Source organism: Streptomyces sp. NPDC056296 (assembly GCF_042268605.1).
Taxonomy (GTDB): Bacteria; Actinomycetota; Actinomycetes; order Streptomycetales; family Streptomycetaceae; genus Streptomyces.
In genome coordinates this window covers 1-21,728 of the sequence record NZ_JBHJRX010000080.1, presented here as the reverse complement: position 1 = coordinate 21,728, position 21,728 = coordinate 1, and the positions used below count along the sequence as shown (strand labels likewise).

Here is a 21,728-nt window from a genome sequence, read left to right as displayed (position 1 = left end):
TTCGGAGCCGGGGGAAGCCCGCACTGAGCGGTTCTTTCATGAACTGAGGCCAGCTGGGTGGATTCTCGCTTCAGCCCTCCTCGCGGTGGCTGCCGCACTTTCCGTATGGATCGCGTTCTGACACGGGACGCAGTACGACCTCAACCAGCACCACTCAGAACTTCTCGCGCGTTGGCCACATTTATTCCCTTGGCGCGCATAAGTGAGTCGAAGTACCTCTGATGCTCGATCACGGCCTGCTGCTGCAGCTGCTTCTCGGTCCTATACAAGACGTTGATCAACCCACTGCGCCCCTGGCATTCGACATCGGCAACAGCGGTTGCAATTTCAGCGGACGAGGCGCGATCAGTTTCTTCAGACCACCATCGTTCATCAGCTAGAGCATCAGTGGGGGCCTTGTAATTGAAATCCTGCTCCGCCATACACGAACTCCATGCACGGGACGCCTTTTTCACCTCGGGCTTACCGTGAGCTTCGTTAAAAATTTCTTCACTCAACTGTCTGAGCAGGTCGTAATCGGCTTTCCCTCCGTTGCGCAGCAAGTACCCACTCGCCTTCTTCCCACAACCGTCCTTCTCGTTGTAGACGGCTTCGAGAGCTTCAGCGCTCAGCGACTTGTCTCGTCGCTCTCGTTGTTCAACCACTTCACGCGACCCCAGCATCCCTGGAGTAGGGTGGTAGCCAAGCTTCCTGGCAACAGGCATCTCAATCACGCCGTACCGTCTGCGGTTCTTCGGATCCTGCACGCCTTTCGGGTACTCAATGGCCGGCCAGTCGTAGCCTTTTTCCTCAAGGCATCGTCGTATCAGTTCGTCACGCGCAGCGGAGTCCTGGTAGGTCTCTTCAAGAGATAGCTCATAGGCATCGAAGGGGAGGACGATCTCATAGACCTCGTCTGTAGGGGGTGGCGCTAAAAGCCTAGCTCCTTGAGGTTCCTCCTGCTCAGCGCAGCCTCCGACGAGCACGGCCAAGAAGAGAAGGGCGGTAAGCGAACGGGCAGGGCGGTACCGCATAGGGATTCCCTCAGGTGGCAGAAATGCTGAAGGTGGCGGGCACGAATGCCCGCCACCTTCAGCGACGGATCAGCGGAAGTCGACGCAGCTGGCCTTGTTGTCGAAGTTGTTGTTGCTGAAGTCCGAGTCAACGGAGTTCGGACGGGCGAAGTAGGTGGGGCCGGAACAGCCGTTGGTCTCGTACAGCACCACGTCGGAGCCGGTCTGGTTCTTCATGGAGCTGGCACCGTTGTCGACCCTGCTGGACGTGCCGTTCCAGTTGGTGTTGTTCAGGTACCGGTCGTCGCCGCCGAAGTTCTTGCTGCTGCCGCCGTAGCCGTCGTGCTGGAAGAGCCAGAAGGAGCCGGCCTGAGCCCCCGTCTCACCGGCGGTCGCCGTCTGGGTCACCCCCAGCACTGCTCCACCACACAGGGCCAGGACACCGAGTGAAGAAAGGATTCTGCGCTTCATGACGTTCCCTCCGTAGATGGCAAGTGACAGCCACACAGCAGGCCAACGGGTGGTCAGCTCGCTCACCTACCGTGCTCTCGCTGTCGCCTTGGGTCATGAAGATTCAACGGGTTGTCGGGCGCATGGTCAACGTCAGCTCGAACGGTTGTCTTGATGTTGGGGGTGTAGATCGACTCGCACTGCACCTCCCGATGCAGGTGGTGAGCAGGCATGTCTCGTCGGTAGCCATCACTGGGATGTGTTCGACGTGTGTCCAGAAGTGGTCGTTCTGTAAAGCGGCACGTCCTATCGAGATGCAGGCGCAACGCCGCAAACCGTGGCCGTCGGGTCGCTGGTGACACGAACCGGTGAGTGGGCTTCACCTGGTTTCACGGCGGAGCGGAGCCCCACTGCCGTGATATTGCATGACTGTGCTGATCGTCAGAGCGAGCGGATTCCTCGGGGGCGAGCCGGTGCATCAAGGAGCTGGACCTGGCCGGGCGTCGGCCCAGCGAGGACTTCGCGCTGGAGTCCGTGTACTGGGACGCGGGCACCGCGCGCTGCTGCCTACTCAAGGGCCGCACCCGCGGGCCAGTGTTCGTCACCCACCGCCGCCCGGCCCAGGCAAGGTCCCCAGAGCCCGCGACGTCCGCCCGGACAATGGCCTGGCGCGGCTGTCGTACGGACAGGCCCGCGCCCTGCTTTACGAGCACATCACCCGGACGTCGGCGTGTCCGTGGACAACGACCCGCTCGCCGCGTACAACAAGCGGCGCCGGCCGCCGATGGACATCTACCGTCGTCACAGTCCGGTGCACGGTGGCACCGGCCACCTCCGGCCCGACCGAGCCACGGGTCCTGGAGGAGTGAGACGACTTCACCTACCAGGTGGTCGGCACCGCACGGAACCTCACCGCCGCCCGGAACTGGGGGTGCTGAGCTGGCGCTCGACGGCGACTCCGCCGCGTGACGTGACAGGTCAGCCCTTCCGGGCGAGCCGGCGGCCGGGCAGATCATGCCGTCGGCCCAGGTAGCTGATCATTCCGAGCGAGAAGCCGGTCTCCTCGGCGAGCTCGCGGCAGGTGCGCCCGGCGGCTCGTTGATCGCGGAGCCAGTCGAGATCGATCTGGCGCCAGCGGGTCGCTTTACCCTCGCGGCTCATGCCGTACTCGCGGACCAGGACCTTGATGGCCTCCTCGTTCACGCCTACGTGCTTCGCGATCCACTTGAGCGAGCGGTACTCCTCGAGGTAAAGGCGGGCGAACGCGTCCCTGGACAGCGCGGCGCGAGCACGGCGAACGGTCGCTCCTCTCTCCCACATCGCGGATCTCTTGGGGGGTGCCGGCTGCTCCTGCAGGACGAAGCGGACAGCATCATGGCTGACGCCCAGGCGGCGGGCTGCCCCCGCTGTCGTCAGGGATTCGTCCCGGATGAGGCGGTGCAGGATGCCGAGGTCGATGTCCCCGAGGTCGCACCCTGGCAGGTCGAGACCCTCGATGATGTTCGTCGGCGGCTGCCAGGTGAGGGGCTCGTCGTGGATGCCCTGCCGGGCGAGGAACTCGCGGGCGTGCTCTTCGAGTTGGCTCGCCAGCGTGGGGGTGAGGTCCGTTTCGAAGGTTCGCAGCATGGTCCGCAGTTCCGTGGTGGCGGGCGCGTAGGCGGCCGGGGCGACGGTTGTCGGCAGGCCGCTGATCCGTTCGAACAGCAGCGCTCGGGCGAATAGGTGCCGCCGGACGCCGCCGGCTTCGAATTCGATGTCTCGACAGAGTTGTGTCCAGGTGTCCTGGGGCAGCAGGTCGCGGTAGTCCAGCGCGCGGCGGCGGTCGTAGTCGATTGGTGATCCCTCATGGTCGAGGTAGTCCGCCAGCGCGGACAGGCCGAGGCTGATGGCCTTCCAGTGCCCCTGCTTCGTGAGACGGTGCGCCAGGTGGGGACCGAGTCTGTCTTCTGCCGGGGACCGAAGGACTCGGGTTGCTGTGGTGAAGTCTCCCGTACCGCCGATGAGCAGGAGGTAGCACGACAGGGCCGGGCGGATGGTGCGCGACAGGGCCCCGTTCACAGGGCTCAGCCGCGCGGACCATGCCGGCCACAGCTGCGTAGGGATCCTGTGCGCCCGCTGTGTGGTTCGAGCTGAGGCCGAAGGGCCAGGCCTGCGAGGGAGCCGGTCGGCGGTGCGATAGCGCAGTTGATCACTGTGCCTGAGGCGAGGGGCCAGCGTCGCGAGGTGTACCGCGTCGAAGACCGGGCTGGTGTGGGCCCACCGGAGACCGACCTTGAGCGGGATGGTGCCGTCGGCATCACGGATCAGGTGGCGAAGGGCGGCTCCGGCCCGGTGGGCATCGCCTTGCTCGAGGATGTGCAGGGCCGCGCTGACAGCGAGGGCGGCGGTTGCAGCCCGCTGCGGGGCCAGACGTCCCGGTCGGGTCTCCTCGCCGACACCGGGGTTGAAGGACCGCCGCTTCTTTGGCACGGGCTGCTGGTGCAGCGCGAGGATCTCCGGCGGGACGAAGCCCGCCAGTCGTTCAGGAACGCGGCGGAGGAGAATGCAGGCCAGCGCCCGAAGGTCTCCGAACAGCGCGAGGCTGGGCTGGGGGTGGTCCTGGTAGACGCCGAAGTCGGCCCGGCCGCGGGAGATTGCCTCCTCGATGAGCTTCTGGGCCGCGATCACCGGTCCCTGCACGGCGAGCGTGAGCGCGGGAACCTCCTCGAACGGCTGGCCGCATCGAGCCAACGGAGCGTCCTTCTCTGAAGGGCTGTGGCAGCGGCCCGGGGAGAGCAAGTGCCGGGTGGTCGCCGGAAAGTGTCGCGGCATGCGGCTGCAGCGCGGGCAGGTGTCGACCAGCAGGAGGTGGTGGTCAAGACAGGCAAAGGACCAGCCGAGTCTCCATCTCAGCTTCCACCGGCCGCCGTTGTCGGCCAGGCAGGCCGGGCAGTAGCGGGAACCGCGGGCCCGTCCCCAGACATGCCGTGCCGCGACCCGGCGCCGCTCAGCGTCGACCATGTGGGCCCGGCGGTCGTAGTGGGCCAGGGTCATGGCCTGTACTTCAGCCGGGGTGACGCCGGAGGACCAGGCGGCTCTCGCCGCCTGGTCCTCATCGAGGAGGGTGACGAGGTGGCCCAGGATGCCCGAGCTCACCGGGCTGGACGGGCTGCGCGGCAGCAGACCCATCGCGGACAGAACGTCGCCGGTGTTGGTGCCCAGCCGGTGGGCGATCGCCTCCCACCAGGAGTCGATGGCCTCGCCCGGGTGCGGAACGAGGCGGATCGGCAGGGTCCGCGCATGCGTCACCGGCGAACCGCCTTCCGACGAAGCCGTCGGGAGCGCTGGCCCTTCAGGAGATTGCGTACGTCGTCCTGGGCCAGGTGGGCCGCCTGATCGATCTTGACCCGGCTGAGCAGTTCCTCGTCGAGATGCTCGGCGCCGGTGCGGACGGCGCGCTGGCAGCCGCGGTTGATGAGGGTCATCAGCGACCCGATGTGGCCACTGGAGCGGATGAAGAGGTACTCGAACAGGTCGTCGGCGAGCATGCCCTGGTGCTTCTCTCTGAGCACCAGGCGCTTCTCCAGGGCCAGCAGCAGCTGCCGCCACTCGGCGCGGCCCTGATCGCTCTTGAGCTCGAAGGACCGCATGTCCAGGCGGGTCGTGCGTCGGCCCGTCTGGGCCAGGATCGCGTTGTCGTAGGTCTCGCCCTCGGAGAACAGGCCACGCGCGGCCAGGCCGACGCCGACGAACAGCAGGGTGACCGGGAACTCGTTCGCGATGTACTTGAAGTGGTTGCTCACCTCGACACCGCCGCTCGCCCTCCAGCGAAGGAAGTGCAGATCGTCGACGATCAAGAGTTTCACATCGCACGAAAGCACGCAGTCCAGGGCGCGCTGGGCGAACTCGGCCGTTGTGCCGGTGGTGCGGCCGGGGTGGCCGAAGAACTCCAGCATCGCCCGGTTGAAGTCCTTCATCCCGGTGTTGCCGGTCAGACCCACCCGGCAGACCGGAAGCCGTTCGTGCCCGCCCTCGGTGAACGCACTGCCCTCGGCGATCTCCCGGCGATGGAAGTCCCGGGCGAAGGCCAGCACCGCGGTGGTCTTGCCAAGCCCGGGGAAGGCGTCCACCGCGACGGCGCCCTTGGCCTTGTCGCCGTCCTGCTGATTGCTGTCGACGATGTCCCACAAGTCCTCGTGCAGCTCGGCCAGCTGCGGGGTGCGCAACGGGCCGAGGTTCGCGTGCCACAGTCGCCGGGCCCGGTCGTACTCGGCCCGCGCCCGCTCACCCAGCGCCAAGTAGTCGCCGCGCGGCAGCAGCTCGGGCTGGACTCGCGGGGCCGCGTCCGCAAACGCCGCCCAACCCTCCTTGCGGGACAGCGTCAGCGCGTCCAGGCGGTGGGTATCTCCCGGCGTCCAGGTGCTCTCGCTGTTCACGCGTCCTCCAAGGCATCGGTGTAGAAGTCGCTGTCGTCTTCCAGCTCGACCGGCTCGGCGTCGTCGGCCACGTCGTCGTCGCCCGCCTCAGGTGCGGCCTCGGTCGCGGGCTGTGGCTCTGCCGCGTCGGTCAGGTCCATCAGGCGCCTCACGCTCGGCAGCGTGGCGACGCTCTCCTCGGCCTCGGGCAGGTCCAGGGCGGCCTGTTCCCGGGCGAGCCGCAGCGCCATTCGGCGTTCGACCAACGTGGTGCCCAGGCCGAGGTTCCACCGCTCGAACAGGTCCCGGACCGCGGCCTTGTCGTCTGGGAACCGGTCCCGGGCCGCGGCCAGGCGGCGCGCGAACTGCAGCGCTTCCTCGCTCACCGGCATGTCCCGGCCCGGCGCGTGCTCCCAGGCCAGCGCGTGCCACCGGCGATCGGCGGGATCCCGGAAGTAGACCGTGTTGATGTCGTCCGGGTTCACCCCGATCGGCCACTTGCCGTCCCGCTCATCGCTGAGCATGCCGCGGTAGGGGTCCAGGGCCGGGCCGTTGTAGCGGCGCGCGTCGAGATCGATGCCGTAGTGCTGGATCTTCCGCCGCTGAACCCGCAGGAACTCAAACGCCAGGTCCGGATCCCGCGGGACCTCGATATAGCCGGCCCTGTGCAGCCCGTGCTCGAACATCGCCGCCGGCGACATCCGCAGCCCCGGCACCCCCGGGTCGACCAGAGAGGTGTGTGGCCTCACGTGATACACGCAGGCCACCCACTCGCGGATGATCGCCTCAAGTTCGTGGAGGAAGAAGAACGCCTCCCCCTCCGGGCGCTCGCCGCGTGAGTGCAGATCGGGTCCTTTGTAGCCGGGCAGGCCCTGCAGCAGGTCCTCGCGCAGGGTCAGAAAGAATCTCTCCAGCGGGCCCTTGTCCCGGCCCGTCCGCAGCCGGGCCGGCTGCACCGAGATCCCCAACCGGCGGCAGACGCTGGTCAGATGCTCCGAGACGAACACCTTGCCGTGGTCGACCAGCACCGTCTCCGGCACCAGCGCCGGCGACGCCGCCGAGCGCATCGGTCCCTCCAACGCGGTCCGGTCGATCAGGACCGACTTTGGGATGCCGTGCTCGGGCCAGACCGCGTGCGCCGGCCAGTCAGCTTCCGCGGGCCGGGGACGGAACGCCTGGTAGAGGGCGACACTGGCGTCCACCGCCTTCGTCGACACCGGGGTGATCCTGATCCCGCAGATGCAGCGGGTGTACCAGTCCATCGCCACGGTCAGCTCCGCCTGCAGCCACTGCAGCGTGACCGGGTCCAGGGCGAACACGTCCAAGCGGTTGGTGTCCATCAGCAGGTACTCACCCGGCCGGGTCGGCCGCAGCTTCCCGTAGACCCCGCCGGGCCGGGCGGCGATGTCCCGGTTCCGCTTCGTACTCAGCCGGAACGTTGGATGACGCCGCTCCAGGGCCTCCAGGAGGCGGTAGGCCGTCGCCCGGCTGGGCAGGTCTTCCTCCGTAAATCCCCTGGCCAGCATGCGGGCCCGGGTCCGCTCGATGACCATCTTCCGCGACGGCTTGGACTGGCCCGTGTGCTCGACCATCACCTCCAACGCCGCCTCCGACCACGCCTCCGCGTTCCGGTGACCCGAACGCGGCCCGCTGCGGGCCGGCACCAGCCCCGCCTCACCGTCCCGGCGAAAGGCCGAGGTCCACCGCGCGACCGTGCGCGGAGCCACCCCCAGCTCGGCCGCCTTCGCCGCGTACCGGCTTTCCAACGGCTCGCCCGCCGTGTAGGCGGCGCGGGGCTCCCCGGCGGCCGCCAGTTCCTCGCTGCCGCTACGGAACCCGGTGAGCACCTCCCTCACGTGCGCGGCCCGCTCCAGCACCCGCTCGCGCTCAGCGGTATCCAGCTGGTCCAGCACCACCGCGGCCACGTCCTGCGGGTCGTCGGAGGCCGGTCCGGGCCCGTCCGGAATGATCCGGGCACGGTCAGAGAGCAGCAGTTCCTTGACCGCCAGCCGCAGCAGCCGACCCCGCCCGTCCTTGAGGACTACCTCACCGTCGGCCTGCGTGCTGGCGAGCTCCACCACCTCGACGACCTCGCCGTCATAGGAGAAGCGACTCCCCACGCCCACGCGCACTGCGGCCCGGCTCACGACGCACTCCTCAGCACGCTGCGGGCACTGAGCGGAACGCGCAGGTCAGTCCGCCACTGCTGCTTCCACAGCAGATGCAGCACCGCGGCGCGCACCAGCGGCGCCGGACGGTCCGGCAGGCAGGCGAACGCCTCCCCCAGCGTGTCCCCGGCCACGACCCCGTCGCGTACGTCGTCGAGGATCGCCGGGTCCAACAGCGGCTCCGGCGGTGGCTCCTCGTCCACCGCCTCGTCGTGTATCTCCTCGGGCGGGTCCGGCTCGAACAGCCAGTCGCGGCGGTAGCCCGCGAGGAACCGGACGTTGGCCAGCTCCGCCTCCGGCGGCTCGCTCCATACCTCGTAGCGCCACCCGCGGGACTCGACCGCCTCCCGGGTCCAGGCGAAGGTGAACGCGTGCTCCGGCCGGGCCACCCGGAGCTGCGGCTTGACGTCCACCACCAGCGGGCCCGCCGTGGTGGCCATCAGGTAGTCCGGGACGTGCCGGCGCAACGCGCCGTCCACCTCGGCTCTCAGCAAGAAGGGCTGGGCCACGATCGCCGTCACGTCCCGGTCGAAGTCGGCGTAGAGCAGGCGCGCGAGCTCCAGCCGCGACTCGTAGATCACGTGGTCCGACTGCGTACTCGACCAGTAGGAACCCGAGTAGTGCTTCTGCCCCATGTACCAACGGAACGTCCGCCACGGCTCGGCCGCGTACAGCATCTCCAACGGCACCGACTCCCAGTCGAGGCCCTCGCGCACCTCGTCCTCGGCGAGTCGAACGCACACCTCTACATCCACCATCCGCCCCCAGTGCTCATGAAACTGACCTTGATCCGCAGGACAGTTACACAGGCACTGGAGTACGAACGGTCACACGCACTTTCGATCACTCGAAAGGGTGATCATTCCGAGTGAGGGATCTCAGTGGCGCGTCATAAGTGCTATTCAGAGGTCATCACCCGCGAGAACATGACGCGGATTCTGAGTACCTACACGTCGCCGCCCTTGATGTGCCGGGCGGGGTTGAGACCCTTCTCCATCAGGTCCACGGCCCAGGCCATCTCCTGGACGCCCTCCAGCTTCGCCAGGCCCGGCGTGGGGCCCAGGCGGAAGCCGCCCGGCTGGGGCTTGCCGGACGCCGCGTAGGGCAGGAAATCGAGCGGGGAGGCGCCGGGCGAGGGGTAGACGACGCAGTCGGAGAGCACAGCGAGCGGGTACAGGCCGGTCATCTTCGCCATGTTGTTGAGCTTGCGGTGCATGTTGACCCGGGCCTTGCTGATGACGGCGGCGCGGATGTCGGGGCGCCAGGTCGGCCGCTGAAGGGCCGGCCACCGCTCCCCCTCCTTGAAGTGCTTGCCCTGCGGGCGCTCGCGGAGCTTGCCGACGCCGCCCTTCACGGTGGCCTTGATGGCGGACAGGACGGCGGCCAGGGCCGGATCGACCTGCTTGTGCTGCTCCATTGCCGCCAGGAATTCGGCGTCGGAGAGGCCCTTGGTGACGCCGAGGTCGGCGAGGATGTCGACGTACGCCGTCTTGAGCCGGTCGTGCCACGGGTCCAGGTACGCGCCGGTCTCACGGCGCAGGTACGCCTCGATCGGGTGGACGTCGGAGCCGAGCTCCTGGGCGTAGGCGACAGTGTGCGTCTGGTACCAGGCCGGGCCCGTCGGACGGCTGCCGTCCGGCGTGAACGGCGACGGCAGGCGCGGGTCCAGCTCTACGTGGGAGAGGTCGACCAGCCAGCTCCCGGGGATCTTCGGGTTGAACTTCGGGGCGTGGAAGTGGTCGGGCGCGGACAGGCCGACGACCAAGCGGGCCGCGGCCGCGAGGAAGGCAGTGTTCAGGTCCAGGCCGACCGCGTACGGCAGCGTGCACTCCTCATCGGTGAGCGTGTCCACCGACCGCACCCACTGGTACGCCTCCTCGTTCAGGAACCTGCCCCTCCAGCCGGAGTTCACGACGACGGGGTGTTCCGGGGTGGCCTCCGGCGGCGCCGGGTCCATCGGCTCCGTCCCCAAGCTGCCGGGGTTGTAGGCCGACACCCAGTTGCCGGTCCCTTCGTCCCGCTCGGGCTTCGTGGGCGGGCGCAGCGCGGTCATCAGCTCGAGGCCGGAGACGGCGGTGGAGCCGCGCGGGGTGATGACCCGCTGGGCGTACACCCCGAGGACGCGCGCGATGTCGGCCGGCCCCATCTCGGAGACGCCGGGCCAGGACCGCTCATCGAGGGCGTCCCACGACAGGACCGCAAGCTGCACGCACTGCCGCTCACGCCCCTGCGCCTTGCGGTAGATACGGGCCCAGGGGCCGAACCCGCGCTGCGTCAACTGCCACTTGGCCTTCGCGACCTGCTGGACGACCGGGTGGTCCTCCGGCAGGCGCAGGGAGCGGCGCTGCTCGTGGCCCTCCAGGCGCTCGGGCAGCCCGAGCTTCACGGCGGCCGCGGCGGTGAGCACGATCAGCGGGTCGGAGTCCTTGCCGTAGCGGTTGAGCTTCGGCGCACCGAGGCCGGATTCGCGCAGCGTCCACTCCACCAGCTCCGGGATCGTGGTCGCCGGACAGTCCAGCACGATGCCGTCGACGCCGTACGCGCAGCCGTCACCGTCCAGCACCGCGAGCGGGCCGTGCGGGAATCGCGGGTCCGGCGCGGGGGCGGCCTTCTTCGCCGCCGGGCGGCGCGACGTCGCCGGGCGGGCGGGACGCTCTGGTGCGGGCTGGACTGCCGGGGCCTGGACGGGCGCGGCGGTCTTCGGCTCGGTGGCCTCGGGGGTAGCCGGTCCGGTGAACGTCTCCGGCACCTGCGGCTGCGGCACGGCCATCGGGGCCGGGGCGAGCACGGCGGCGGGAGTGCCGTGGGCGGGGTACTTCGCCGCCCACCCGTTCAGTAGCCGCTGGTACGCCTTCAGGCGCGGCCCGGTCGGCTCGCTCCGGCCGTTCTCCCAGTTCTTGATGCTCTGCGTCGACTTCAACTCCAGGGCCTGCGCGAGCCGGGCCTGCGTGATGCCGGCGGCCTCACGCAGACGGGCGCGTTCCGCCGGGGGCGGGAGCTGCGGCTCCTCCTCCAGCAGCGCGTCCACGCTGGCGAACAGCTCTTCCTCGGTAGTTGCCATGCCAGAACACTAACAGCACTTGCCCTCTCGTTTAACTCATTTATTTAACCCGATCGAATGCAATGGGAGAGGGGTTGAAACGCGCGAAGGCCGCCCGGCAGATGCCGGGCGGCCTTCGCGAAGTCTGAACCCTGGTCGTGTGGCCTGCCCCTGCCGGGGCTACCAGGGACGAGTCCAGGGTCTTCCCGGTCAGCGTACCCGTGCAGCGCGCCCAAGCGCAGGGCGATGCCGCGGCATGAGCGCCACGCCGAGCCGGTTTTCGTAGGGTGGCACCCATGACGGAGACCGACACTTTGGAGCTGCAGGAACTGCGAGCTCTGGCCGCCTACCGCACCCGCCAGGCCGGCGGCGAGGACACCGGCGTCCCGCACGACGAGGCGTACCGCCGCGTGTTCGGCGAGAGCAAGACGTGGGGTGCGAGGTGATCCGGCGCCCGGGTCTCTCCTCCTGACGGACGTCATTCCCTGGGGTCGAGGGCGCTCGCATCTGTGCCGATGCACTCGCGCGGGTTCAGCGAGAGGAGCGTGGCGCTGACACCGGCACGCTCGGCCAGGATCACTACCGGCACGCTCGGCCAGGATCACTGACGCGGCCGGGTGCAGCGCGGCTGGAAGAAGCAGCCGGTCTTCTTGGCGGCGATGGCGTCGGCGACTGGGCCGGCGCTCGACCGGGACGTGCGGGTCGCAGTCGACCAGGCCGTGCGCCGGGCACAGGGCACAGGTCTCATGCGGCAGGAGCTCGCACAGCCGCTGAGACTGTCGGCGAGCGGCGCGAGGTCGACTGGGGCGGGTGAAACGCCTGTTCCTCGGCGGCTGATCGGCCGGCGTCCCCGATGATGGAGACCGCCCGGGACAACGGATCAAGGGAGTACGCATGGCGATGGAGGCCGGCGCACGGCAGGAGGAGCGCGTCGCGGGACGGGTATGGACGGTGCGCCTGGACCCTCACGGCCGCCCTTCCGCCGGCGCGGTGAAACTCTCCTGCTCCCGCCCGGCCTGCGCCGAGCAGCGCGTCCACGGCAGCGCCACTGCGGGGCGCAAGGCCGCGATCGGCCACGTCAACACACACCTGGCCCGCATCCGCGACGGCGGAGGGCCGCGCGGCGAGGCATGGTGCGCCTGCCGCGCCGCCGACTGCGCGTGGCACAACCCCGACCCCACTGCCGTACGGCGGGGCGGGGCAAACCCGGCGGCGGGGGCCGTGCGGTGCGGCGGCCCGGTGGTCCTGACTGTGTACGCAGACCGTGCCGGAAGGCTGTGGCGGATCGCGGAGATGTGCGCGCGGTGCGCGGCCGCCACCTCCGACTGCCGTGTCCTGGACACCGCCCCGCCCGCGTCCCGCACCGCCCCGGCCGGGGCAGGTCAGGCATTGTGCAAACCGGGCATGAAGCCGGAACCCGCAGACGGCACGGTGCGCGACGGCGCAGCGGCGGTGTTCTCCGACCACGCCCCCTCCCTCGCCGCCGACGCGACTTCGGCTACCGGGCCGGCTGCGCTCCCCCGCGCCCGCACCAGCTCACCGGCCCCAGCATCCCGGCGGGCGAAGCAGTGGGGGAAGATCGCGCAGCGGACCGTGCCGCACGACCTTGAACCCGACGTCCTGCGCCTGGAGCTCATCGAACTCGGGGACGCGTTCCGCGCCTACCAGCAGCGCCCCGAACCCGACCTCGTCCTCCTGGCCGAGCTCCACGAGCGCAAGGCCCGCGCGTTCGCCCTGTGGGCCGACGTGAACGGCGACGGCTCCCTGCGCCACGAGGCCAAGCGCGCCCAGAAAGCCGCGCAGACCACCCGCGAGATGCACGCCAACCGCGGCGGCCAGGCTGGCGACACGGTGAGCGGGGACGGGCCCGTGGTGGAACGGCTGCTGACCCGACAACAGGCCGTGCACGCCCGCACCGTGCTGGACTACGCCGCCATCCACGCCCCGCACCCGGAGGCCGAGGTGCGCCTGGCGGTACTCATGCTCACCCTGCGGGCCGCCCGCGCCGGCACCGGGAACATCACCGGCCAGGACCTCACCGGCTGGCTCCAAGGCGATGCCGAACGGGTACTTCAGCAACTGGTCACGGCCCACTGGCTGCGCCTGCCCGGCAATGCCGCCGACGTGATGGCCTCCCGGTCCGAGGACCCCACCGCCATCACCGTTCCCACCCTGCTGCCCGAGCGGCCCCGCCCGTTCGCCTTCGGCAAGACCACCCGCGCGAGGATCTCCGGCTGGGCCCAGAAAGTCGTAGGTGACCGGAAGATCCGCAAGAAGAAGGCAGGCGCCGCCACCCGGCTCCTCGCCCTGTACACCGCCGCCCACACCCGCCCCGACGGCCGCCTCGGACACGCCGAGGACGGCGGGCTGGACCTGGACCGGGCCGCGGCGTTCTGCGCCTTGTCACCCGGCCAGGTTGCCGAGCACGCCGAACTGCTGGTCGTGGCCGACTGGCTCACCGAAGCCGACACCGCTGGGGGACGACTGCGCGGACAGCTCACCGAGCGCGTCCTGCCGCTGTCAGGGCTGCTGTAACACGCCCCACCCACCGTGCCAAAGGGCCTCGCGTACCGCCGCCCCGGGTGCGCGCACGGAGCAGCGGCATCGGGACCGCCCGGCGCGCATGGGATCTGCTCGGGCCGGCGACCACCAAACGCCCCGCATCGGAGGTATGACCTATGCCCGGACCGGATCTGCCGCCGGCGACCGCGCCGATGACCGTGGAGGCGCTGGTGGGCGCTGGCCGACGGGGGCCGAGAAGGTGGAACTCATCCACGGAGTGATGGTCTTCGCCGGCCATTTCGACGAACGGGACCTCGATACGGCCCGGCGCACCTATCCAGGCCGCCGTCCCGTCATCAACGCCGACGGCGGCCTGGAGATCCACCCAGCCGGTCCCGGCCGGCCCGCCCCGCTCCTGGGCGATCCGCACCACTGCTGAAGTCGCCCCGTCGGCCCGGTGGCCGATCGCAGGCGTGGCAGACAACCGGCCAGGTGCTCTCCGGGGCCGTCACCCATACGGCTGAGCGTCGTTTCCGGTGTGGACCAACATCGGATGCCAAGGAGGCCCAGTGGGCCCGTCGTTTGTGATCGAGCGGCTCGAATTCCAGCGGGGTGACGTCTGGTACGCCCGCTGCTTCAGGGGCCTGGTGACCTTCCTCGTGGGCCACTCCAAGGCCGGAAAGTCCACCGCGCTGGAAGCGCTTCTCTACCCGCTGGGCCTCCTCACGGCAACCGTCATGCCGGAGGTCCGCGGCTGCCGGCAAGTCCGGCTGGTCTTCCGGGTTGCCGGAACCCGCTGGCAGGCCACCCGCAGCGGATCGAACCCGCGGGCACGGGTGTCCCTGAAGAACCTCGACGACACCGGCGAGATCGAGCATCTGCTGCCGGTGACAAGCGCGAAAGCCGGATAGATGACCGCCGGCGCCTTCGTCCAGGACCTGCTCGGCCTGCCCCAAGCGGCCCGCGGGGCCACGCGTGTCGCTCTGGACGACTTCTACAGCACCGTCATGGCGCTGCGGCAGAACACGATCGCCTCCGAGTTCCTCGGCGGAGGGAAGGACGAGGCGAGAATCCTCGCCCTGGAGGTGCTCCTGGGCCTGTGGAACGAGGATCTCGCCGGGCTGGAGAAGAACGCTTCGGAAGCCACGTCCCGGTACCGGGCGGCAAGGTCTGCTCTGGCGGCGTTCAAGAAGCTGCGGGACAGCGGCGCTCTGGCCGATCCGGCCAGCGTCCGCGCCGCGTACGAGCAGAAACAGCGCGAGCACCGCGCGGCGGCGCAGCGGTGGCAGAAGGCCGACGCGGCACTGAAGGTCGCCGTCGGGGAGCGCGGGCGGCTCGTCGCCCTGCACCAGGCGGCCGAAGCCCAGCGCAGGAAGACCGCCAAACAGGCCGTCGCTGCCCACGCCAAGGTGAACGATGCCACCGCCGAGCACGCGCGCGCCGAGGGCGAACTCGCCACCCTGCTCCAGCCCACGCAGCAGGACTGCACCTGCTGCGGACAGCCCCTCCCCGACCGGGAGCCGGGCCTGTGCCGCCAATGCGGTCAGCCACACGACGGTGTCGAAGACCGGCGCGAGCAGCAGATCGCCGCGGCCCGTGCGAAGGTGGACCGGCTCCTGCTCAGACTGCGGAGCCTTCAGGAGGCATCGGCTGCCGCCGCCGACCAGGCCGCCGAGGCGGACGCGGCGGCCGCGGCCGCGCTCACCGCCCGCGATGCCTACGACGAGGGCCATCTCCAGCCCGCTCGCAAGGCCGCGCAACAGGCCGAGAAGGAAGCCCACGGCCTGAGCCGCGACGTCGCCCAGCTCAAGGAGCGCCTGGAGTCGGCCGACTACATCAGCGCCCAGGAACAGGTCATCCGGGCGGCCAAGGAGCAGATGGAGACGGCACAGGCCGCCCGGGACGCCGCAGTCACCGCCCACGAAGTACGCCGCAAGGAAGTCACCGGCCGCTGGTCGGAGTTCTTCCTCACCCGGCTGAAGCAGATCAACCCCGAAGTCGAGACCGCCCACATCGACCCCACCGACTTCACCACCCGCGTCAAGGAACGGCACACAGCCGACAAGACCTTCGCCGAGAGCTCGGTCGCCGGAAGCCCCAAGGTGGCGACCAACGTCGCGCTGCTGCTGGCCCTGCGCGATCTCGGCCGCGTCGACCGCGGCGTCCGAGTGCCGCCGCTGATGATCATCGACTCACCGCTGGCCGGCCTCGGAGCACAGGGCCTGGACCACGCCACCGGCCTGCGCCTGATCGACACGCTCATCGACATCGCCGACGACCCCTCCCCCGACGGCTACGCCTGCCAGATCATCGCCGCCACCAACGGCCCCCTCCCCCGCCCCTATCCCGGCGTGCGAGAAATCCGCATCGACACCGACAACCGGTTCTTCGACCACGCCCCGCGCCGCGACAACTGATCGCCTGCGCCCTGCACGTTCGCACAAGAGCCCAGGGCGGCCAGCACCCGTCGCCACGCCCGGACGGCCGACGCCATCAGCGGCCTCCAGCCGGCCTTTCAACTGGTACCAGGCTTCGCCCACGTGACCGGGTGCCGGAGCAGCCCGCGGTGGCTTCAGCGGCGGGCTGCCTCGTGCAGGTGCCGGCGCAGCTGTGCGCGCAGTTGCGATAGAGGAGCGCCCGCGCCGAGCCGACACAGGAAGTCGGCGGCATCCCAGGTGATCAGGCCGCCCTGGCGGGAGAGGTACAGGCCCACCTGGTCGATGCCGAACTGGTCGTCGTAGTCCAGCAGGAGGTATCCGGCGAGCTGATAGATCTCCTCGCGGCCCAGGCGGCGGGGGTCCTTGGTGGCCTTGCAGTCCAGCAGGAGACCGCCGAGGATGTAGTCGGCGTCGGCGCCGCCGATGTCGCCGCTGCCGGCGAAGACCGGACCGCACACGCGGGCCCTTTGCGGCAGGGCCCGGAAGGCGGCGAACGGACCCTCGGCGAGCCGCATCTGCTGGCCGATATCGGTCACAACGTACTCGGGGACCGCCGCGGAGAGGTCGTCCAGGGTCGTGGCGGGGGTGGCAGTGGTGAGCATGCTGAAGCGGCGGATCTCACCGGTGCGGGCGATGTCCTCGAAGAAGCCGGCAACGAAGCACAGCCGGATGAGCGCGTTCTCCTCCAGGCTGGAGGGGTCAGCGAGGTAGCTGTCGACGGCGGCCAGCAGCTCCCGGCCCGCCGTGTGCAGGGCCCCTCGGGCCCCACGCGCCGGTGCTCCGCGCAGCGGTCCCCTCTCGTCAAGGAGCATGACACCGGCGCAGGCGGCCAGTCCGAGCCGCCCGCCGAGGCTGAGGCGCAGGCGGTAGTCGATGGCGTGCCCGAGGGCCGACCAGTTCGGGTACTGCACGTCGATCGGCTGAACCGGGTGCGCCAGGCCGGCGATGCGCGCCTGATAGTCGCCCACCAGGTTCTGGCTGTACGGGAGGTGGGCGGCCATGAACTGCGAGATCGGTGAGGAGTCGTACTTCAGCTGCCCCGTCAAGGACAGCTCGATCATCGGCCGCCCGGCCACCGTGCCGTCCCGGCCGACGTCGGCCATGGTCTTTTCGTACGCGTCGATCCAGGCGATGCCCTCGGTGTCCAGCAGGTGGCGGGCGCGGGTGACCGCGACGTAGATCAGGCGGGCCTCGCTCGCGTTCAGCGCGCGCTGCAGACCGTGGTCGTCCACCGACGGGGCCATGAAGCCCTTGCCGATGCGTACCGACGGCCACTCCCGTCCCTTGGCCTTGTGCGCGGTGGAGACGGTGACCTGCGCCTTCTCCTGTGGGGACAGGCGGTCCACCGCGGCGATGATCTGGTCGGGGCCGTAGGTGTCGACCAGCTGCACGATCGCTTTGAGGTCCTGGCCGGCCTTGTCCTGCTCGGCGTACTCCTGCACCTCACCCCAGGAGGAGAACAAGAACAGCTCCGGGTGGCTGGTGCGCTGCCCGGCTTTGAGCTCGAGTGCGGCCCTGGCGATGCGCTGCAGCGCGCTGCCCCCGCCGGTCAGCGCCACCGGGATGCCGAGCTCCAGGTAGGACAGGACCTCGCTCATCGCGTCCACGTTGCCCCGGCACAGCACCGCCTCGGGCTGCGCCACCTCGCCCACGCGGGAGCCGGGGCCGTGGCCGGTCAGCTGCATCTCCGACTCGGCGTGACCCAGCCACCGGTTGGCCACCTCGGCGATGGCCGGGCCGAAGCGGAAGGACTGGGTCAGGCGCAGCTGCTCGGCCGGGAAGCCGGTCATCACATCGCGCGCGTTGCGCCAGCCGTAGATCTGCTGGGCCGGGTCCCCCACACACACCCGCTGCGCGTCCTGGGCAAGGAAGACCTCCTCCAGCACCGGGTTGGTGTCCTGCGCCTCGTCCAGCAGGACGAAGTCCGCCCCGAGCCGCGGGGAGGTCATCGCCCACAGCTTCATGTAGTGGTCGTGCTCGAACCGCAGCCTGCCCGCGGGCGAGCAGATGTCCTCCCACGCACGATGCGCGTAGGGCAGCAGGGTGCGGGCGAGACAGTCCTGGCCGGGGCCGTCGAGGCCGTTGACCGGCTCCATGTGGCGGGCCATGACCTGCCGGTCGGTGGTGTAGCAGAACTTGCGGACCATGCCCATCACCAAGCGAGCGGCGTGAGTGACCTTGATCTGGCGGGAGCCCACGTCAAGGTCGCGGGTGATGCCGAGCAGGCGGGCGGTGTGCTTGGCGGGGATCCTCGCCGAGGCGTCCAGACGCTCGCGGTAGTGGTGGCCGACGGCGCGGAAGGCCAGGGAGTGCGCGGTACGGCACTCGACGTTCGGCCCGAAGCGTGCGCGGGCGTCGTCGGCGATCGCCCGGTTGAACGCCACGTACAGCCCGCGTTTGCGGGTCGCGGCGCCCATCAGGATCAGCGTGGACGTCTTGCCCGTCCCCGCCCCGGCGACCAGGGCCAGGTCCCGGCCGGAGGCGAACACCTCACGGGCAGCCTGCTGCTCCTTCGTCGGCTCCATGGCCATGATTTCCTCTCTGGGAAAGCGCGGCTTCATGTACCGCAACCCCAGAGGCTTCAACAGCCGATGACCAACCGTCAATACAGTCATACGTTCGGTAGCCATTTCCGGCCGAACCCGGGCGGAGTCTGCAGGGCTGCACCGCGAGCCTGTGCGCTGCCGGTTTCCGCTCCCCCGCCCTCCTGGCGATCCACCCGCGTCGACGCAAGCAAGACGACGAACTTCCCTGAATCCGGCAGGAGTTGTCAGTCCCGGTTTCTATGCTGCCGCAGGTTGGGGAACCGGCCGGCACCGCGCTGCTGCCCGGCCGTGTGATCAGATTGGGAGGCGCTCGATGCCGACGTGTACCCGCCGGGCCAAGTCGACCCGGCGCCCATGCCGCCGCGAGGCCGCTGAGTGGCCCCGCTACGACGACCTCCCCGCCCCCGTGGTGGCGTGCGCCAGCCACCTCACGCCGACAGAATGGACTGCCTGCCAGGAAGCCCGCGCCCGGGCAAACGCCGAGTACGCAGCCCGCCGGGCACAGGAGCTGGCCGCACGCGAAGAGCGGGGCGAACAGGCGCAGCCGGCCCCGGCCGTGGCGGACTACGTCCCACGGCCGTGCACCGGCCAGTGCATCTCCCAGGAACGCGCCTGGGGCCGCGAAGCCGACAGCGCCTCCAGCCTGTGCGCGACCTGCGACGGCTACGTGTGCCTGGCCTGCGGCAAGGCCGAAGTCGATAGCATCTTCGACTTCTGCGGCCGGTGCGCGGCGTTCGAATCGGAGATCGACCAAGAGCCGGACGCGGTCTGGGACGATGAGATCGACACCGGGCCCGACCCGCGCATGCGGCTGACCGCGATGGTGAGCCAACTCGTCGCGGCCACCGGCACCACACACCGCGACGTCAACGCCCGCATCAACCGGACCATCGGGGTAACCACCCGCGTCGGAGCCGACGAGCAGGTGATCCGCCGCGCCGCACGGGCCGCCCGCGACTGGCTCGACCACCTCCTCCCAAGCCCTCAGGCGGACACCCCCGCCCCACCCGACGTGCCCGATCCCGGCGCAAGGACGGTGACCGCCGAGCACGCCGAGCCCTCTGCACAGGTGGAACGCGCTGCGATCCCGGGCGGCCGGGTACTACGGTCAGCGCCCATGGACACCCCCGCACCACACCCCGCCGACGACGCCGCGGGCGAGCACGCCGAACTGACCGTGACCGTCCGCCTGACCTGCCAGAGCGCCAGGCGCCTGCGCCGCGCGGCCGAGATCCAGCAGCGTCCCATCGAGGACGTCGCGGCCGAGTGCATCAGCGACGACATGCACCGGGACGTGCACGGCACGCTGTACAGCGGCAGCGACACGTACGCGGCCACCCTCGACGGACTCGCCAAGCGCCTCGCACTCATCGTCCGCGAACTGGGCGCCCTGCCCTCCGGCGCCGCCGCACACGTGATCGCCCAGGCAGCCGCCGAGAAACCCGGGCCCCTGCCCGAAGAATGGCACCAGCGCATGCTCGAACAGCTCACCGAGATGTGGACCGGCCGCACCACCGAGTTCGGCGCACGTCCCGACGGCTCCGTCGGCCCGCTGGAGGACACCCAGGTCCACGCGATGGTCACCCCCGCGCAGTGGGACGCCCTGGCCCGCATCGGCGCACCCGGCAGCATCGCACTGGGCACCCAAAAGGCCCTCGAAGCCGGGATCACCGCCCTCGACCGATAGCCGGGTCGCTCGGGTCGGCCGCGCCCCGGGCGGGGGCTAGCATGGCGCGCTCCCCCACGAGAAGAAGGAGCCGATGCAGCCCGAACACTGCCCCTTCCACCACCGCGAGGACACCTGTGCGGCCACCGCCCGGCTGCTGGTCCAAGCCGGCCTGCTCGACCCCGCACCGCACGCGCCCGCCGCCGGCGGGACGACGGTGCACGTTCCCCCGGTCCCGCCGCGTCCCGTCACGCTCGCGCTGATCGCTGAGCACGTCAACGCCTGGGGCCGCGTCGTCATCGACCCCACCCTCCCGCACGCCGACGTGACCACGCTGGAGGAACGGTCCCTGCGCTACACCCTGCAGGCCCTGTGGGAAGCCGCCGGTGAGGCCACCCGCGGCAGCATCCGGTCGGTAGACGGCACCGCGGCCGAATGGTGGAGCGTGAACTGCGCGCTGCAGGAAGCCCAAAGCGCCGCGCACCGCACCACCCTGACCCGCACGGGCGACGGCACCCAGGCAGACCTGTGGTGGTACATCGCCCTGCTCCACCTCGGCCACGCCCGCACCCTGTGGAAGGACCGCATCGGCCACACGCTGCCGCAGTAACGGAACGCCGCCCGATGCGCCGGGCTGACGGCGAAGCCAGGGATCACAGAGCTTCGTCGTCAGCACGATCCGGTAGGCGCCCCCGGCCGCTTCCTGGGCTGCAGCACGCCGCCGTGCGGCTCACGCGCCCGCAGCGGCCAAAGCGGCACGTCCTTCGCCGGTGGGCTCGACCAGGTCGCCGCGGCTGCCGTCGGCCGGCGCCACGACACGGACCAGGCCCCGCTTCCACAGACTGATCGAGACCCCGTACCACGCCATCTGCCGCTCGGTCCACGCCTCATGGCCGGGATGATTCTCATCCATGCCGGGCTCGGCCGGATTCAGCACCGGGAAGTACTCGGACATCCACACCGGCCTGCCAGCCTGCACAACCAGCTTCAACAGCTCGCGTTCATCGTTGCTCAACACCATCCGCCCAGGCTACGACAGCTCCCTGACATGGCTTTGAGCGATGGCGAATCCGACCGCCATCCCGACTCATTGTAGGGAGCGCGATGAACCGCTCCGGGATCGGTGGAGGCTCTATGCGTTGACCCCAGCTGCCTGTCGGGGCTGGTGTTGAGCGTAGTAGTTGCTCTCGTGTTCGTGAGGCGGGATGTCTCTGATCGCTGTGTGAAGACGCTGGTTGTTGAACCAGTCGACCCATTCCGCGGTGGCGAGCTCGACGTCGGCCAGGCCGTGCCAGGGCCTGCGGGGCTTGATCAGTTCCGTCTTGTAGAGGCCGATCTGGGACTCCATGAGCGCGTTGTCCAGGGCGTCGCCGACGCTACCGATCGAGGCGTCGATGCCGGCCTCAAGAAGGTGCGCGGTGAACGCGAAAGACGTGTACTGGGCGAGTTCAACCAGTCGTTGCAACACCGGGCTGTTGTAGCGAGCGTAGCTGCTCTTCGAAGACCTCGGCGGGTGTCCGCCAGCCGAGGGT

16 protein-coding genes and 2 pseudogenes are annotated in these 21,728 nt (G+C 69.8%); 8 read left to right on the top strand and 10 right to left on the bottom strand.

The genetic code is table 11. The features are described 5' to 3' along the window. Positions 1-140: 140 nt before the first annotated feature. Together ACFCZF_RS37145 and ACFCZF_RS37140 are read right to left on the bottom strand one after the other, a co-directional pair. A complete protein-coding gene (locus tag ACFCZF_RS37145) occupies positions 141-971 on the bottom strand; it encodes a hypothetical protein (RefSeq protein ID WP_376675415.1) in 831 nt (276 codons plus the stop codon). A gap of 111 nt (positions 972-1,082) precedes the next feature. Beyond that, positions 1,083-1,463 (bottom strand): peptidase inhibitor family I36 protein, encoded by a 381-nt coding sequence (locus ACFCZF_RS37140; RefSeq protein ID WP_376675414.1) that lies wholly within the window; start codon positions 1,461-1,463, stop codon positions 1,083-1,085. Between the two features lie 456 nt (positions 1,464-1,919). On the opposite strand from ACFCZF_RS37140, the pseudogene ACFCZF_RS37135 reads away from it, so the two are divergent. Further along, positions 1,920-2,155, top strand: a pseudogene (locus ACFCZF_RS37135) (site-specific integrase); the annotation flags it as partial. A gap of 265 nt (positions 2,156-2,420) precedes the next feature. Here ACFCZF_RS37135 and ACFCZF_RS37130 read toward each other — a convergent pair. From ACFCZF_RS37130 to tap, 5 genes are all read right to left on the bottom strand, one after another. After that, on the bottom strand, positions 2,421-4,730 hold the full coding sequence (locus tag ACFCZF_RS37130) for a TniQ family protein (RefSeq protein ID WP_376675413.1): 2,310 nt from the start codon (positions 4,728-4,730) through the stop codon (positions 2,421-2,423). Next, positions 4,727-5,857 (bottom strand): AAA family ATPase, encoded by a 1,131-nt coding sequence (locus ACFCZF_RS37125; protein ID WP_376675412.1) that lies wholly within the window; start codon positions 5,855-5,857, stop codon positions 4,727-4,729. Before ACFCZF_RS37125 ends, ACFCZF_RS37130 begins: the two co-directional genes overlap by 4 nt. Further along, positions 5,854-7,983, bottom strand: a complete 2,130-nt coding sequence (locus ACFCZF_RS37120) for a helix-turn-helix domain-containing protein (RefSeq protein WP_376675411.1) — start codon at positions 7,981-7,983, stop codon at positions 5,854-5,856. The genes ACFCZF_RS37125 and ACFCZF_RS37120 overlap by 4 nt, the downstream gene beginning before the upstream one ends. Next, on the bottom strand, positions 7,980-8,762 hold the full coding sequence (locus ACFCZF_RS37115) for a TnsA-like heteromeric transposase endonuclease subunit (RefSeq protein ID WP_376675410.1): 783 nt from the start codon (positions 8,760-8,762) through the stop codon (positions 7,980-7,982). The genes ACFCZF_RS37120 and ACFCZF_RS37115 overlap by 4 nt, the downstream gene beginning before the upstream one ends. Positions 8,763-8,950: 188 nt before the next feature. Beyond that, positions 8,951-11,065 carry a telomere-associated protein Tap gene (gene tap, locus ACFCZF_RS37110; protein WP_376675409.1) on the bottom strand — a complete coding sequence of 705 codons (2,115 nt, stop codon included), beginning with the start codon at positions 11,063-11,065 and terminating at the stop codon, positions 8,951-8,953. A 275-nt stretch (positions 11,066-11,340) separates the two neighbouring features. Here tap and ACFCZF_RS37105 point away from each other — a divergent pair, with 275 nt between their 5' ends. The 5 genes from ACFCZF_RS37105 (at position 11,341) to ACFCZF_RS37085 (ending at position 15,963) form a co-directional block, all read left to right on the top strand. After that, positions 11,341-11,490 (top strand): hypothetical protein, encoded by a 150-nt coding sequence (locus tag ACFCZF_RS37105; protein WP_376675408.1) that lies wholly within the window; start codon positions 11,341-11,343, stop codon positions 11,488-11,490. Between the two features lie 448 nt (positions 11,491-11,938). After that, positions 11,939-13,579: a hypothetical protein gene (locus ACFCZF_RS37100; protein ID WP_376675407.1), complete on the top strand. Its 1,641-nt coding sequence runs from the start codon at positions 11,939-11,941 to the stop codon at positions 13,577-13,579. 136 nt (positions 13,580-13,715) lie between these two features. Then, the gene (locus tag ACFCZF_RS37095) at positions 13,716-13,985 is read left to right on the top strand and encodes a hypothetical protein (RefSeq protein ID WP_376675406.1); all 270 of its coding nucleotides are present in this window, start codon (positions 13,716-13,718) and stop codon (positions 13,983-13,985) included. Positions 13,986-14,115: 130 nt separating this feature from the next. Then, complete coding sequence (locus tag ACFCZF_RS37090) at positions 14,116-14,457, top strand: hypothetical protein (protein ID WP_376675405.1); 342 nt, start codon at positions 14,116-14,118, stop codon at positions 14,455-14,457. Next, positions 14,458-15,963 (top strand): hypothetical protein, encoded by a 1,506-nt coding sequence (locus tag ACFCZF_RS37085; protein ID WP_376675404.1) that lies wholly within the window; start codon positions 14,458-14,460, stop codon positions 15,961-15,963. It abuts the gene before it with no gap. Between the two features lie 155 nt (positions 15,964-16,118). Here ACFCZF_RS37085 and ACFCZF_RS37080 read toward each other — a convergent pair whose 3' ends face one another. After that, complete coding sequence (locus ACFCZF_RS37080) at positions 16,119-18,509, bottom strand: UvrD-helicase domain-containing protein (RefSeq protein ID WP_376675403.1); 2,391 nt, start codon at positions 18,507-18,509, stop codon at positions 16,119-16,121. A 334-nt stretch (positions 18,510-18,843) separates the two neighbouring features. Between ACFCZF_RS37080 and ACFCZF_RS37075 the strand changes: the two genes are divergently transcribed. Continuing rightward, a complete protein-coding gene (locus tag ACFCZF_RS37075) occupies positions 18,844-20,217 on the top strand; it encodes a hypothetical protein (protein WP_376675402.1) in 1,374 nt (457 codons plus the stop codon). A gap of 73 nt (positions 20,218-20,290) precedes the next feature. Beyond that, entirely contained in the window at positions 20,291-20,806 is a 516-nt protein-coding gene (locus ACFCZF_RS37070) for a hypothetical protein (protein ID WP_376675401.1), read from the top strand. A gap of 120 nt (positions 20,807-20,926) precedes the next feature. Here ACFCZF_RS37070 and ACFCZF_RS37065 read toward each other — a convergent pair whose 3' ends face one another. Both ACFCZF_RS37065 and ACFCZF_RS37060 read right to left on the bottom strand, forming a co-directional pair. After that, positions 20,927-21,217, bottom strand: a complete 291-nt coding sequence (locus ACFCZF_RS37065) for a hypothetical protein (RefSeq protein ID WP_376675400.1) — start codon at positions 21,215-21,217, stop codon at positions 20,927-20,929. 111 nt (positions 21,218-21,328) lie between these two features. Further along, positions 21,329-21,640: pseudogene (locus ACFCZF_RS37060) on the bottom strand (integrase core domain-containing protein); the annotation flags it as partial. Between the last annotated feature and the right edge of the window lie 88 nt (positions 21,641-21,728).